The organism is Streptomyces sp. WM6372, from assembly GCF_001279655.1.
Lineage (GTDB): Bacteria > Actinomycetota > Actinomycetes > Streptomycetales > Streptomycetaceae > Streptomyces.
This window is the reverse complement of the sequence record NZ_LGDB01000183.1, coordinates 81,580-95,541: the sequence shown is the minus strand read 5'-3', so window position 1 is coordinate 95,541 and position 13,962 is coordinate 81,580. Positions and strand designations below refer to the sequence as shown.

General features: G+C 72.3%; 15 protein-coding genes. 2 read left to right on the top strand and 13 right to left on the bottom strand.

Annotated features, from left to right (window positions below):
- Positions 1-7: 7 nt before the first annotated feature.
- From ADK52_RS18015 to ADK52_RS17975, 8 genes are all read right to left on the bottom strand, one after another.
- Entirely contained in the window at positions 8-1,411 is a 1,404-nt protein-coding gene (locus tag ADK52_RS18015) for a sensor histidine kinase (protein ID WP_053690843.1), read from the bottom strand.
- Positions 1,408-2,148, bottom strand: a complete 741-nt coding sequence (locus ADK52_RS18010) for a response regulator transcription factor (RefSeq protein ID WP_053690842.1) — start codon at positions 2,146-2,148, stop codon at positions 1,408-1,410. The genes ADK52_RS18015 and ADK52_RS18010 overlap by 4 nt, the downstream gene beginning before the upstream one ends.
- A 46-nt stretch (positions 2,149-2,194) precedes the next feature.
- Complete coding sequence (locus ADK52_RS18005) at positions 2,195-2,764, bottom strand: hypothetical protein (protein WP_053690841.1); 570 nt, start codon at positions 2,762-2,764, stop codon at positions 2,195-2,197.
- A 66-nt stretch (positions 2,765-2,830) separates the two neighbouring features.
- On the bottom strand, positions 2,831-3,595 hold the full coding sequence (locus tag ADK52_RS18000) for a cytochrome c biogenesis CcdA family protein (protein ID WP_053690840.1): 765 nt from the start codon (positions 3,593-3,595) through the stop codon (positions 2,831-2,833).
- Entirely contained in the window at positions 3,592-4,215 is a 624-nt protein-coding gene (locus ADK52_RS17995) for a TlpA disulfide reductase family protein (RefSeq protein ID WP_063783882.1), read from the bottom strand. The genes ADK52_RS18000 and ADK52_RS17995 overlap by 4 nt, the downstream gene beginning before the upstream one ends.
- Positions 4,212-4,976, bottom strand: a complete 765-nt coding sequence (locus ADK52_RS17990; RefSeq protein WP_053690838.1) for a thioredoxin family protein — start codon at positions 4,974-4,976, stop codon at positions 4,212-4,214. Before ADK52_RS17990 ends, ADK52_RS17995 begins: the two co-directional genes overlap by 4 nt.
- 339 nt (positions 4,977-5,315) lie before the next feature.
- Positions 5,316-5,876, bottom strand: coding sequence for a hypothetical protein (locus tag ADK52_RS43730; RefSeq protein ID WP_234343953.1), 561 nt, complete (start codon positions 5,874-5,876; stop codon positions 5,316-5,318).
- 184 nt (positions 5,877-6,060) lie between these two features.
- The gene (locus ADK52_RS17975; RefSeq protein ID WP_324615922.1) at positions 6,061-6,864 is read right to left on the bottom strand and encodes a CAP domain-containing protein; all 804 of its coding nucleotides are present in this window, start codon (positions 6,862-6,864) and stop codon (positions 6,061-6,063) included.
- Positions 6,865-7,181: 317 nt separating this feature from the next.
- Here ADK52_RS17975 and ADK52_RS17970 point away from each other — a divergent pair, with 317 nt between their 5' ends.
- Positions 7,182-7,403 carry a DUF7489 domain-containing protein gene (locus ADK52_RS17970; RefSeq protein WP_053690834.1) on the top strand — a complete coding sequence of 74 codons (222 nt, stop codon included), beginning with the start codon at positions 7,182-7,184 and terminating at the stop codon, positions 7,401-7,403.
- Positions 7,404-7,458: 55 nt separating this feature from the next.
- On the opposite strand, the gene ADK52_RS17965 is transcribed toward ADK52_RS17970, so the two are convergent.
- Genes ADK52_RS17965 through ADK52_RS17955 form a run of 3 tightly spaced genes read right to left on the bottom strand, consistent with a single transcriptional unit; the run spans position 7,459 to position 9,880 of the window.
- Positions 7,459-7,794, bottom strand: coding sequence for an STAS domain-containing protein (locus ADK52_RS17965; protein WP_053690833.1), 336 nt, complete (start codon positions 7,792-7,794; stop codon positions 7,459-7,461).
- A gap of 20 nt (positions 7,795-7,814) precedes the next feature.
- A complete protein-coding gene (locus ADK52_RS17960) occupies positions 7,815-9,077 on the bottom strand; it encodes a PP2C family protein-serine/threonine phosphatase (protein WP_053690832.1) in 1,263 nt (420 codons plus the stop codon).
- Positions 9,077-9,880: an alpha/beta fold hydrolase gene (locus ADK52_RS17955; protein WP_053690831.1), complete on the bottom strand. Its 804-nt coding sequence runs from the start codon at positions 9,878-9,880 to the stop codon at positions 9,077-9,079. Before ADK52_RS17955 ends, ADK52_RS17960 begins: the two co-directional genes overlap by 1 nt.
- 386 nt (positions 9,881-10,266) lie before the next feature.
- On the opposite strand from ADK52_RS17955, the gene ADK52_RS17950 reads away from it, so the two are divergent.
- Positions 10,267-11,886 (top strand): sigma-70 family RNA polymerase sigma factor, encoded by a 1,620-nt coding sequence (locus ADK52_RS17950; RefSeq protein WP_053690830.1) that lies wholly within the window; start codon positions 10,267-10,269, stop codon positions 11,884-11,886.
- Between the two features lie 224 nt (positions 11,887-12,110).
- Here the strand turns inward: ADK52_RS17950 and ADK52_RS17945 are convergent, their stop codons facing one another.
- Positions 12,111-12,800 carry an N-acetylmuramoyl-L-alanine amidase gene (locus ADK52_RS17945; RefSeq protein WP_053690829.1) on the bottom strand — a complete coding sequence of 230 codons (690 nt, stop codon included), beginning with the start codon at positions 12,798-12,800 and terminating at the stop codon, positions 12,111-12,113.
- A 322-nt stretch (positions 12,801-13,122) separates the two neighbouring features.
- Positions 13,123-13,962 carry a xanthine dehydrogenase accessory protein XdhC gene (xdhC, locus tag ADK52_RS17940; protein WP_107090097.1) on the bottom strand — a complete coding sequence of 280 codons (840 nt, stop codon included), beginning with the start codon at positions 13,960-13,962 and terminating at the stop codon, positions 13,123-13,125.

Sequence of the window (13,962 nt, the reverse complement as noted above, 5' to 3'; positions counted from 1 at the left end):
AGCGGCCCTACCGCCTGCGCGGCCAGACCGGCCGGCGGCGGGAGATGCGCGGCCTGCGTCCGGCGGGAGCCCGCGCCGCCAGGGCGAACGACACCGTGATGTGGGCGCCTCCCAGGGGGCCGCAGCCGATGCGCACCGAGCCGCCCGTCGCGGTCGCGGCCCGTCCGGCGATGTCGAGGCCCAGCCCGGTGGAACCGGTGCTGCTCCCGCGGGAGAGGGCCAGGTCCGGCTCGGGGATGCCCGGTCCTCCGTCCGCCACGACCAGCTCCACGGCCTGGGCCGTGCGTACCACCTGGACGGCGAACGGGGTCCCGGGCGCGGTGTGGCGGAAGACATTGCCGATCAGTGCGTCCACCACGGCGGCGACGTCGTCGTCGGAGAGGCCCACGGTCGTGGGTTCCTGGGTCAGGTCGAGGGAGCAGGACCGGTTCTGCTGCTCCGCCAGGACCGACCAGAAGGCGGTACGGCGGCGGACCACGTCGGCGGCCTCGCAGCGCGGGCCGGATGCCCCGGCCCCGGAGCCCTGGCCGGCTGACGGCTCCGTGCCGAGCATGCCCTGGCCCATGGGGCCGACCGCGAGCGGGGTGCGCGCCGCGGCGATGATCGCCCGCAGCTCCGCCTCCAGTTCACAGACGGCCGCCTCGACCCTGGCCGACTCGGGTGAGCCCTCCATGCGCTCCGATGCGAGGTGCAGCGCGGTGAGCGGCGTACGCAGCCGGTGGGAGAGATCGGCGACGAGTTCGCGTTCGACGGCGAGCAGCTCGGTCATCCGGTGCGCCATCGCGTTGAACGCGACGCCCGCGTCGCGCAGCTCCTTGGGGCCCACGGGGTCCACGCGGGTGTCCAGGTCGCCCTGGCCGAGTGCGCGCGAGGCCTGGGCGAGCTTCCTCGACGACCTGACGACCTTCGAGCCGAGACGGTCGGCGACCAGGACGGAACCGCCGATCAGCGCGACCGCGAGGAAGGACATGACCGCCCACGACTCCTTGACCCCGTGGGTCAGTTCCTCCTCAGGCACGAAGTTCTCGATCACGGCGACCCGGTCGCCGGGGAGCACCACCGGCTGCAGGCATATCCAGCCGCCGGGGACCGCCTGGGAGATGGACTCCCGCCCCTGCTGCGCCCGTTCGAGCAGCGCCGCGGGCGCCTTGGAGCTGCCGAGGGCCCCGGCGTCCGCCGGCAGGTGAACCACCAGTTGCTGGGCCGGGTCCAGGCTGGCGGCGGACTCCCGCAGGGCGGCGGGATCCGTGGTCAGGGTGAGGACGGGGGCCAGGGCGGCGGCGCGCTGTTCGGCCGCGGTGACGGCCTGCGCCTTGACCAGCGACATCACCAGTGCGGCCAGCGGTATGAGGAAGGAGAGGGCGACCATGGAGGTCACGGCGAGCGCCACTCCGGCCAGTGAACGCCTCAACGCGGTGCCACCAGTTTGATGCCGACGCCGCGGACGGTCAGCAGGTAGCGCGGGGCCGCCGCCCGTTCGCCGAGCTTGCGGCGCAGGGACGACAGGTGGACGTCGACGGTCTGGTCGTCGACGTACGGCTCGCGCCAGACCTCGGTCAGCAGACGGCGTTTGGAGACCACCTGGCCGGGGTGGCGGGCGAGGAACGCGAGCAGGTCGAACTCCCGGCGGGTGAGGCGCAGCTCCACGCCGGCCAGGTACGCGGTGCGCGCGCCCGGGTCCACGACGAGGTCGCCCACGGTGGTGGGGTGCAACGCGTCGGCCGCCGGAGCGGCCCGTGCCACCGGTGCTCCCCGCGAACCCGGCGCGGGTCCGGTGGCGGGAGCGTGAGCGGTGCGCCGCAGGACGGCCGAGAGGCGCGCGACGAGCTGTCCGCCGGAGAAGGGCTTGACCAGGTAGTCGTCGGCGCCCGCGTTGAGGAGGCTGATGATTTCCCGCTCGTCGTCGCGGGCGGTGGCCACCAGGACGGGTACGGAGGAGATGCCACGGATCATGCGCAGTGCGTCCCCTCCGTCCAGATCGGGCAGGCCCAGGTCGAGGACCACCGCGTCGAAGGGCGTCTGGGTGACCTCCCGTAGAGCCCCGAACCCGTCGGCCGAGCTGCGTACGGCGTACCCGTGTTCCGCCAGGACCTCGATCAGTGACTGGCGGATGCTGGGGTCGTCTTCCACGACCAGGACGCTGGGCATGGGGGACACCTTAGGTGCGGCCGGGTGACTTGCGGTAAGTCACCCCCTAGTGGGGGTGGAACGTCGCGCGGTCGCCGGTGACGTGCAGGCGCACCGGGCGGTCGGAGACCGGAATGGTACAGCCGTCCTGGGTGCTGCAGCTCGCGTATCCGAGCAGCACCGTTGCGTCCCCGTTTCCGTCGGCGCTGACGGGCAGCGTGGTGGTGACGGGGCCGTCCGGGTAGACGGGCAACGGCGTTTCGACGCCGGGCACGGTGATCGACCGTACCTCCGCGGAAGCCGCCAGCCTGCCGTCCGCCTTGAGGGAACCGGTGACCGCCATCGCCGTCGGTCGGCCCACGCCTTCGACGCCACCGGCCGGCAGGTCGGTGCTGTAGAGGTGGAAACCCTTGCGCTCGGGCGTGAAGACCGCGGTGAGCGTTCCCTTCGAGGCGTGCCAGGCGGACACCGAGAGCGTGACCGTGACCCCCTGCTCGGTGAAACTCGTCGTGGCCGCGGAGGCGCCGGCGTCCTCTGCGTGCTGACCGCCGCATGCGACGAGGGCGGCGGGGGAGAGGAAGGCCGCCGCGACCAGGGCCGCCGCCCGGGAACGCCGTATGTGCCGCGAAAGGTTCATGTGCGCTCTCTGCATCTCTGTATCTCTGCATCTCCGTGTCGCGATGAATCAGGAGGGGGATCGGTTCTAGAGGGCGGTGGTGAAGTCCGCGCTCCACAGCTGCAGCGTGTACACCAGGTCGTTCCACACCCCGGTGGCCAGCAGTACGCCGACGAGGACGAGCAGACCTCCGCCGGCCCGCAGCACCCACGGATAGTGGCGTTTGACCAGGCCGAAGGCGTCCAGGGCACGACGGAAGGCCAGCGCGGCCAGGACGAACGGCAGACCCAGCCCGAGGCAGTAGGCGGCCATCAGCAGGGCTCCGCGGGCCGCGCTCGCCTCGGTCCAGGCCAGCGCCTGGACGGCGGCCAGCGTCGGGCCGATGCAAGGGGTCCAGCCCACCGCGAACACCGCCCCCAGCACGGGTGCCCCGGCCAGTCCCAGCGCGGGCCGCCGGTGGCTGCGGAACTCCCGCTGTGCGAAACCCGGCAGGAACCCCATGAAGGACAGGCCCATCAGCACGGTGAACGCGCCGACCACCTGGGTGACCGCCTCCTGGTGGGCCAGCAGGACGCGGCCGAAGTGGCCGAACAGGGCGCCTCCGGAGACCAGGACCGCCGTGAAGCCCAGGACGAACAGCAGGGCTCCCGCCGCCATGCGGCTGCGGCGCCCGCCGCGCGCGTCCGCCAGGTCGGAGACCGACAGGCTGGTCACGTAGCTGAGGTAGCCCGGTACGAGCGGCAGGACGCACGGCGAGAGGAAGGAGACGAGTCCCGCGATGAGCGCCACCGGGGCCGCGATCAGGAGTGTCCCGTTGATGAGGGAGGGGGCGTCGGCGCTGGCGAGCGTCATGGACCCTCCTGCGCCACGTGTGCGAGTACGGGCCGCAGCTGCTCCTCGGTGACGGCGCCTCCGATGCCGGCGGCGATGCGTCCGCGGCGGTCGATCACCAGGGTCGAGGGGACCGCCTGCGGGTTGAGCAGCGCGGGCGGGAAGCGGAGCAGCAGTTCGCCGGTGGGGTCGGGCAGGCTGGGAAAGCTCAGATGGTGCGCGCGTACGAAGGACCTGGCGGCCTCCGGGTCCCGGTCCCGCGTGTTGATCCCGAGGAACCGGACCCCGTCGGCGCGGGTCTGCCGGCTGAGCCGCTCCAGGTCGTCGGCTTCCGCCCGGCAGGGGCCGCACCAGGAACCCCAGACGTTGAGGACGACCACGCTGCCCCGCAGCTCGGCGAGGCTGACCGGCTTCCCGTCCAGGTCCTCGCCGGTCAGTTCGGGCGCGTCCGGCCGGGCGGTGGGGTCCGCGACCGTGGCCCCGGCCGCGGTCCTGATCGCGGTCCTGACCGCGCCCGCCCGTCCGTCCGGTGCCGCGGCTCCGCGGTCGTCCGTGGCGATGCCGGCGAGGACGAGTGTGGCGGCCACCGCGAGTCCGGCTCCGGCCGGGACGGCGACCGACGACCGGGCCGGTCGTCTCATGACGCCCACTGGCGCAGGAAGGAGTTGATGCCTTCCGGGGTCAGGGACGGGTTGCCGGTGACGTGGGTGTCGGTGCGTACGGTGCCCGACGGGGAGACGACGACCAGCACGGGCATCGTGTAGGTGCCGCCGGACGGGCTGTACTTGCGCAGGAGGGCGGAGTTGGCGGAGCTGTTCCCACCGATGTCGATTTTGACCATGCGGTACGAGTTCCCGAGGATCGCGGCGGTCTGGGACTGCGCGAACACCTTGTCGGCGGCCTTGCAGTTGCCGCACCAGTTCGCGCCGAAGTCGAGCAGCACCATCCGTCCCTCGGACTTGGCCGTGCGCAAGGCCGCGTCGATGAGCTTCTGCGCGTCGGCCGAACTGTCGTAGCCGGATCCCGGTACGGCGGCCGGCTGGGCCGCCGCGGACGTACGGGACGGCTTGGCCGACGTCCCGGTGGCGGCGGCGGACCCGGCCTTGGCGGGCGAGGAGCCGGGCCGGGGGGTGGCGGACGCGGACACGGACGCCGAGGCCGATGCGGTCGGGGACGCCGAGGGCGATGCGGTGGCGGACTCGGCGGCGGAGGCGGCGGAAAGCTCCGGGGTCGCAGAAGTCGTGGACGGCGCGGCGGATCCGGCGGGCTGGGTGGACGGCCCGCAGGCAGCGGTCAGACCCGCCGCGACCACGGCCGCGGCGACCAGCGGCAGTCGCATCCCCCGCGGCGTGCCGGGGCCGGGCGGCTGCGTACGGAGGTCGGAGCGGACGGGTCGGAGCATGCGAGGACTCATGGCGAAGACACCCCAAGGCACGGATCGGAATGCGGGAAGGGCAGGGAGCGGGAGCCCCCGGCTCGGTGAAACCGGCGGCCCGACGGATCGCCGGGATCACGTCCCGGCGCCGAAGGCCGCTCGGCTGAGGCGAGCATAGGACCGCTCCGGGCCGCCGGAACCGGCTCTGCCCGATCTTGAGGATGCCCTAAGGAACAGCTCACCTTCCGCTTCGCCGGGGCGCGATACCGGGGCGGGCGCAGGGTGACGAATCCCGTCAAAGGGGGTGGGGCGGCGCCGTGTCGTCACCGCCGAACCGGCCGCGGCGTCCGGCGCCGCGACCAGGTGTCAGAGGGACGATTCGCGGACGGTGGCCTTCGCCGACGGATCGATCGTCGCCGTCACGACCGACCGGTGATCGGCGCTGGTGAACGTGACCGAGAGGGTGTCGTCCGAGGTCTGCGAGGTGCTGGTCTTGAAGCCGCGGTCCGGGACCGCGGAGATCAGGCACACGCCGCGGCTCCCGTACCGCACGGTGACCTTGCCGCCCTGCGAGGGGACGGTGTAGAGGCCCGGTCCGCCCTCCGAGCAGTCCACGGCGCTCTTCGAGGCGTTGGCATGGGAGGATCCCGGCGAGGCCTTGGCGGGGGTGGGCGACGCGGCCGAGGGGGACGGCCGCTGCGTCGCCGACGGCGAGGGGCTCGCGGACGCGCTCGGGGGCGGCGTGCTCGGCGACGGGGTGCCGGCCTGCCATGCGGGCGGGGTCTCGATGACCGTCGGGGCGGACCGGGCGACCGGGGGCGTGTGCCGGGTCGAGCCGACGACGAACTGGACCGTGGCGAGCACGGCGGTCACGCTGGCGGCCGTGCACGACAGCCATACGAGCAGGTAACGCGGAAGTCGGGGCACGGCCCCATAGTGGCGGACGCGCCCGCGGGCCCGTCACCGCCTCCCCCCTTCGGGGAACCCGGGGTTCCGCAGGGCCGGGCGGGCGGCCGGGCCGGCGAACGCCGACGTCCTCCGTACCCGTGGACGGGTCGGAGGACGCGGGGACGCGGGGGCCTGGGCGTGCGTGGGGCGTTCGGTGGGCGGGCTACCTGGAGGCGCCGAAGTCCTGGGTCCACCACGGGCCGCCGTCGCCCTTGTGCACGCCTATGCCGATCTCCTTGAAGGCGCAGTTGAGGATGTTGGCCCGGTGGCCGGGGCTGTTCATCCACGCGTTCATGACCGCGTCGGCGTCGGCCTGGCCGCGGGCTATGTTCTCGCCCAGGTTGGACCAGGAGTATCCGGCGGCTTCCACCCGGCTGGTCATGGTGGAACCGTCGGGCCCGGTGTGGGACATGACGCCGCTGCGGGCCATGGTGTCGCTGTAGGCCCGTGCGGCCGCGCTCAGCTTGGAGTTCGAGCTGAGCGGGCCGCACCCGGCGGCGGCCCGCTCCTTGTTGACCAGGGAGAGGACCGCCGACTCGCTGTCCTTGTCGACCGTGCCGGAGCCACCGGAGCTGCCTGAGCCACCTGAGCTACCGGAGCCCCCGCCCGTGGTCGCGGGCTTGCGCGTGGGCTTGTCGTTCTGGGCCGTTGCCGACTTGGCCGCGGTGCTGCTCTCCGCCGCCGAGGGCTGCGGGGGAGCGGCGGACGCCGAGGCGTCGGCTCCGGGCGTCGCGGTCGTCCCGGACGGACTCGGGCTGGTCGAGGCCGAGGCCGAGGCCTCGCCGGTGGGGGCGGGAGGGATGGAGGCAGCCGCTCCGGCGCCGCTGTCCGCCTTCCCGGACAACGGTCCCGCGGCGCCGTCGGTGTGCCCGCCCCCGCGCGCGGCACCGTCCGAGTCGGCCACCGCGACGCCGACCGCCACCGCCGCGGCAGCCGCGGTGACGGACAGCACGATGCGCGTGCGCACCGTCTTCCTCCGTCGTGCTTCGACGCGGGACGGACGTTCGGGAGTACGGCTGGGGCTCATGCCGGTAACACCTCTACAAGGCAGGGAACGAGGGGAGTCCGTCCGAGCCTAGGCTGGTGACCAGCGAAAAGAGCGATCTGGAGGGGTTCTTCAACTTCCCTTAAGGAAGCCCGCAGGATCGGCGCAGGGGCGATCCGGGCAATCGCTCCAACCTGCGACAAAGGGCGCGTGGTCGCGAGAGCCATGACATTTGTACTCCGCAGGCTGTGATCTGCGGCCCTGTTGGAGCGGCCACCGCTCTTCCTAGACTCCACATCATGACGAAATCACACGAAGTCCGGCGTGACGACTCCTGGGAAGGCGTCGTCACGCACATGTCCCGGGGCATGCTCGACGGCTCCAACATGTACCACTTCGCCGAGATCCGCCTTGCCGACGGCGCATCCGTCAAGGTCAGGATCGGCCGCCGGCTCTGGAAGGCGATCGCGGTCGGCGATCGCCTCGTCAAGCGCCCCGGCGCCGACCCGGTGAAGGAGTAGCGCGGGCGGGCCCCCGACCCGGGACCGCTTGCGCCGGGGCGCGGAGTTCAGGGGCTCAGGCCCCGGCCGCGTCCACGTCGGTGTAGAGAGGGATGATCTGGTCGAGGCCGACGATGCGCAGGATGCGCTGGGTGTGGGCGGGCACGGCGGCGAGTGCGAGTTCCGCGTCGGCGGCGTGGGTGTGGTTGTGTGCGGAGATCAGGGCGGTGATGCCGCTGGAGTCGCAGAACGTCATGCCGGCCAGGTCCAGGATGAGGCGTTGGCCCGGTCGGAGCGTCAGGGTGGTGAGCAGGTCCCGCAGCTCGGGGGCGCTGGCGTAGTCGAGGTCGCCGATGACTTCCAGAACGGGACCGGTCGTGGCGTCTCGGGCGGTGATCTTCAGCGGGGTCATGGTCTGTGAGTGTCCAGCGGTCAGCGGCGGGGAACGCCGAGGGCGAGGAGGGCGGTGTCGTCGTCGAGGCCGTCACCGAAGTCGTCCAGCAGACTGGTCAGGGCCTTGATGACAGCGTGCGGGGGTCTGCCCGCGTGGCCGGCGGCGAAGGTGAGCAGGGCCTCGTCCCCGTACAGGCTGGTACGGCTCTGGCCGGTGCGGGCTTCGGTGAGGCCGTCGGTGTAGAGCAGGAGGGTGTCGCCGGGAACCAGGACCGTGGACGCGGTGGCGAAGCGCGCGGCGGGCAGGATGCCGATGAGGAGGCCGCCGGGGGTGGGCAGGAAGTCGGCCGTGCCGTCCGCGCGCATGACGAGAGCCGGCGGGTGGCCGCCCGAAGCGATGCGGACGGCGACGTTACCGGTCTCGGGGTCGGGGTCCAGCACGCCGAAGATGGCGGTGCAGTAGCGCGGGTCGCCGCCGGAGTACCGCTCGTGGAGCACCTTGTTGAGGGTGGACAGGGCGGAGACGGGATCGGCGTCGTGCAGGGCGGCGGCGCGCAAGGCGTAGCGGGTCAGTGACGTGACAGCGGCGGCAGCGGGGCCCTTGCCGCACACATCGCCGAGGAAGAACGCGAAGCGTTTGCCGTCGACGGGGAAGACGTCGTAGAAGTCGCCGCCGAGCCGGTCGGGCGAGGCGGTGTGGTAGTGGGCGGCCGCCTCGACTCCGGGCACTTCGGGCAGGGCGTCGGGCAGCAGGGACCGCTGCAGCACGGCGAGGGCGTCCTGGAGCCGCGCCCGGTCGGCCTCCGCCTGTTTGAGCGCTTCTTCGGCGACTTTACGACCGCGCAGGAGTTCCTGTTCGTACGCGCGCCGGTCCCGGGCGTCGAAGACGGTCGTGCGGATCAGTTGTGGCTCGCCGTTGCTGCCGTGCTTGACCGCGGAGGAGACCAGCACCGGTATCCGTTCGCCGCCGGCCTGTTTGATGTCCAGGGCGATGCCGCTGATCTCACCCCGCATGTGCAGCAGCGGCGCGAAGTGCGTCTCGTGGTACAGCTTTCCGCCCACGGTCAGCAGGTCGGTGAACCGCATGCGGCCCACCACGGCCCCGAGCTCCAGGCCGAGCCAGCCCAGCAGCGTCGCGTTGATCCTCGCGATGGTGCCGTCCATCAGCGTGGACAGGTATCCGCACGGCGCGCTCTCGTACAACTCCTCGGCGCTGTCCTCCAGAAGTTCGGCGAACGTCGCGACCGAGGATCTGTCGTCGTCGGTCTCGGGCTGGTCGGGCAACGGCCCGGCAGGGCACATCACCGTAGGCCGGCCAGGAACGTGGTGATGGCCTCATTGGTGGCCTCGGGCGCGGACAGGTGCGGGCAGTGGCCGGTCGCGTCGAGCGTCACCAGTGTCGAGCCCGGGATCGCCCGGTGGACGAAGGCGCCGACCTCGCGGGGTGCGATGGCGTCCTGGGTGCACTCCAGCACGAGCGTGGGCACGCCCACGCTCTTGAGGTCGTCCCTCGAATCCGACAGGAACGTGGTGTGCGCGAAGACGCGTGCCATGTCCGGGTCGGTGGCGCAGAAGCTGTTCCTCAACTCCTCACCCAGCTCGGGCCGCTCCGCGTTCCCCATGATCACCGGTGCCATCGCCGCCGACCAGCCCAGGTAGTTCGACTCCAGGGACTCCAGCAGCTCGTCGATGTCCTCGGCGCTGAAGCCGCCCCGGTAGCCCTCGTCGTCGATGTACCGCGGGGACGGAGCGACCATCACCAGTGCCCCGATACGCTCCGGAGCCAACGCGGCGGCCAGCACGCCGATCATCGCGCTGACCGAATGCCCCACGAACGCGGCATCGCGCAGATCGAGCGCCTCACACACCTCCACCACGTCCCGGGCGTAACCACCCAACGTGGCATAGCGGTCCTGCGAGAACGCGGACGGGTCCGAACGCCCGGCGCCCACGTAGTCGAACAGCACCACCCGGTAGTCCTCGGCCAGCGCAGGCACCGTCAGCCGCCACATGTTCTGGTCGCAGCCGAATCCGTGGGCCAGCACCACCGCCGGTCCCTGCGGGTTGCCGGTGACCGTGACGTTGTTCCTGCGGGGGATATCCATACCCACCACCTTGTCAGGAGTCACGCGGATCTCCACCCCGGCCGGAAACACCACACCCGCCCCACCCGGGACGTTCACAACGCCACCCCGCACCTGCTCGCAGCCCTGGCGCCCCGGAATGCCGGGGTCCCGCCGTGCCGCACTCGCGCCTCCCGGCCTCCTGTAGGCGGTACGGGGGAGACGGCGCGGCCGCGGCGCCGTCCCGCGACTTTGCCAGGCCTTTGCTGAAGTCGTGTCAGGCCGGTCAGCACCGGGGAGCCCGGTTGCTCACAAGCCCCGAAAGCGTGCACACTTGCGCGAATTCCGGCCGGGCGCAGCGTCGCACCCCACTGCCCACCTGCCTGGCATTCGCCGTGCCGGCCACCAGCAAGTCAACGGGAGCAAGGTTGAGCACATCGGGAACTGCCCGCCAGCAGGACCTCCACGACCTCAGCGACGCACAGCTCTGCGCGCTGCTCCGCGAGCGCGACTCGGCGCCCAGTGCCGATGTCAGCGACGTGATGGGCGAGGTGTTCGCCCGTCACCACGACGCCGTACTCGCCTACGCCCGCACCTGCTGCCGCGATCTGGCCACCGCCAGTGACCTCGCGGCCGAGGCCTTCGCCCGCACCTACCGGGCGGTCGCCTGGGGAGCCGGACCCGAGTACGCCTGGCGGCCGTACCTGCTGACCTGCGTGCGCCGGGTGGCGATGGAATGGGCGCGCCGCGGGGCCCGCACCCAACTGTCGGCCGACTTCGACACGTGGGCCGACAGCCTGTCCGACGGTCAGGACGTCGAAGGCGCCGCCCTGTTGGCGGAGGAGGGCTCGCTGGTCCTGCGGGCGTACCGATCGCTGCCGGAGCGCTGGCAGGCCGTGCTGTGGCACGCGGTCGTCGAACGCGAGGCCCCGGCCGAGACGGCCCGGCGCCTCGGGATTTCGGCGGGGGGCGTCGGTTCCCTCGCGGCGCGTGCCCGGGAGGGCCTGCGCGAGGCGTACCTGCGCGCCCACCTGGACCAGAGCGCGAGCGACGAGTGCCGGCACTACGGCGGCCAGCTCGCGGCCGCGCTCCGCCGGCCGGGCAAGCGCGTCACCCGGGACCTGGGGCGGCATCTGCGGGCGTGCGACGACTGCGGACGGGCCGAGAGCGATCTGCGGGCCGTCAACAGCCGACTGGGGGCGCTGCTGCCTGCCGGAATCCTGCTGTGGCATCCTGACGCCTACGCGTTGACCGCCGGAGCCCACCACCTGGCAGCGGGGAAGGTGGCGGGGCTCAAGCTGGCCGCGGCGCGGTTCGGCGGGGCGAAGTGGACCGCGGCGGCAGCCGTCGCGGGCACGACGATGACCGCGTTCGTCCTGCTGCCGGCCGAGGACCGGCTTGAGCGAGCCGCACCGACGCCCACGGTCGCGAGCCCTGGCCCGATCCAGGAGCCGAACCCGTACCTCCTTCCCTCCCCGACGGACGAGGCGCCACCGATCGTGTCGATCGGCGCCGCCATGTCGGCCGTCGCCGCGCCGTCGGCTCCCGTCGCTCCCGCGCCGTCCTCCGCTTCGCCCTCGCCGACCTCCGCTCCCGCCGGCCAGCGGTTGGTCAACACCAGCTCGGGGCTGTGCGTCGGCTTCGCCGGCAGCGGCTCCGAGGGAGCGCTGCAGCTCCAGCCGTGCACCGGCGACGCGTCCCAGGGCTGGCAGCGCCTGCCGGCCGGCCGGGACACGTACCAGTTCCGGAACGCGGGCACCGGTACCTGCCTCGACGGAACCACCGCCGGCGGGAACGTCGTCGACGTCACCCTTCGCGCCTGCCGCTCCGGCAGCGGTCGTGAGACGCAGCTCTGGAGGACCGAGTCGGCCGGACGATCCGGCGCCTTCCGGCTCTGGTTCGTACCACCGGTTCCGAAGAGCGACTACGCCGACCACCTGCTGGGCCCGCGGAACTGGCCGAAGGTCGATCCTCCGCGCCAAGGTTCGGCCCTGGTGCAGCTGCCCAACTACTACAACTCCGTCAATTTCCTCTTCACCCTGGGATGAGCGCACGGGCGAGACGGTTCGACCGATGCCCCGCTCGGTGTTCGGTCCGTTGGATGACTCTTGCCTGAGGGTCGAGGGGAGGACGAGGGGCTGCGTGACGGCAGCGGCCGTCGGCTCGACCCCGATCACATCGTCGAGTACGTGGCGGAGGCATGGGCCGACACGGAGTGGCTCCGTCGCACCGGCGATGCCCAGTTTTGGACCCGCCGCCGGCACGGCGACGCCTACCGGGGGTGCCTCACACGGACCGCGCTGAGTATCGCCCCCGTCTGGGCGGACCGGAGAGGGCCGGGGCATGCGTGGCCGCCCCAGTCCCGGCCGCCCATGCTGTGGATGCCGAACCCCTGGCCCAGCGGCGTGGAGGCGGGTTCGAGGGGCCACCCGTGCTGCGCCATGCCCCAGGCGTAGATCCGGGCCAGGGCGTCCACCTGCTGCGCGGTGAGCGGGCTGCTCGCGAACCCCGAGGTCTCCACCGAGAGCCACGACGGGTTCCCGGCGCCCTGCGCCCAGGCCCGGTCGTGCGCGGAGACGTACTGTTCGATCTCGCCGGACTGCGAGACCCAGAAGTGCGCGGAACACTTCACTGCCGGGTCGCTGAAGCGATCGTGGAGCGAGTTCTCGCCCTCCTGCACATGCAGGACCAGCCCCCGCATCTCCCTGATCCCGCCCGGAGTGAAGTTCACCGCCAGCGGCTTGCGGGTGACGTCCGGCATCCACGCCTGCCCCCGTTCGGGAGCCGTTTCGGCGGGTAGCCCCGGCCCGACCTCGTCCTGCGTTTCCACTCGGCCGGGCCCGGGGTCCTTGCTGACGTCGTCGTCGACGACGACGAGAGCGGTGGCGATGAGTCCGCCGGCGGTGCAGACCATGGCGGTGCGTCGCGACACCAGCCGCGGCTTCGGTTTGCGGCGGGTCACGCGAGCGGCTCCGTACGCACGGGGCGGGGAGCGGAGGTCCCGCCCCGAGGCCCGGATGCGGACGCAGGTCGGGACGGCCCCGCAGGCCGGTTCGGCTCCCTGACCCTGGCCCGTCGGGAACGGAGCATCGGTAGATCCTTTGCTGAGCTGAAACGTTCTCCACCGGAATGCTTGCCGACTTTTGATGTCGGAATGAGACCGGATCATGACCGTTTCGTGACAGCTAAGCAGGGGCCGGACCGGCCGTCGGCGGAGCTGCTCGACGCCGGGACTCCGGGACGTCGGGAACCACCTGTGGTGGGCGGCACGTACGACGGCGAATTCAAGGGACCAGGTTCGACACGGCCCGGTGGTGGTCCTGTTCGAAGGACCGGAGCAGGTCCGCCGCGACGCTCACCGCGATCGCGGCGGGTTCCTTGCCGGTGATTCCGGCGATCCCGATCGGGGTCTTGATCCGGTCGATGGTGGCGGCGTCGTGGCCGCCCTCGGTGGCCAGGCGTTGCCGGAACCGCGCCCATTTGGCGGACGAGCCGATCAATCCGATCGAGCCGAGACCGGCGGTGCGCAGGGCGGCGTCGCACAGCGCGGCGTCCTCGGCGTGATCGTGGGTCATGATCAGGACGTGGGTGCCGGGGGCCAGCTCCGTGAGCACCTCCTCCGGAAGCAGCGGGGTGTGGTGCACGTGGACCTGCGCCACCGCATCGGCGAGCACACCGAGCCGTTCGTCGGTGAGCATGTCGGGGCGGGTGTCGATCAGGTGCAGGTCGAGGTGGTGGCGGGCCAGGATGCGTGCCAGTTCCAGCCCGACGTGCCCGACGCCGAAGACCGCCACCGCCTGGACCACCGGCAGCGGTTCGAGCAGTACGGTGACGGCTCCGCCGCAGCACTGCACGCCGTGCCGGCCGGTGACCTTGTCGTTCAGGGCGAATTCCATCAGCTCGGGCTCCGGCTCCGGACCGGCGGCGCCGTTCAGCTCGCGCGCCCGGTCGATGGCCACGGCCTCGATGTTGCCGCCGCCGATCGACCCCCAGGTTTCCGTCCGCCCCACGACGAGTTTCGCACCGGCCCGGCGGGGCGCGTGGCCGCGCACGGTCGCGACGGTCACGAGCACGCCGGGTTCCCGGCGTGCCCGCAACCGCGCGACCGCGGCCACCCAGCTCAT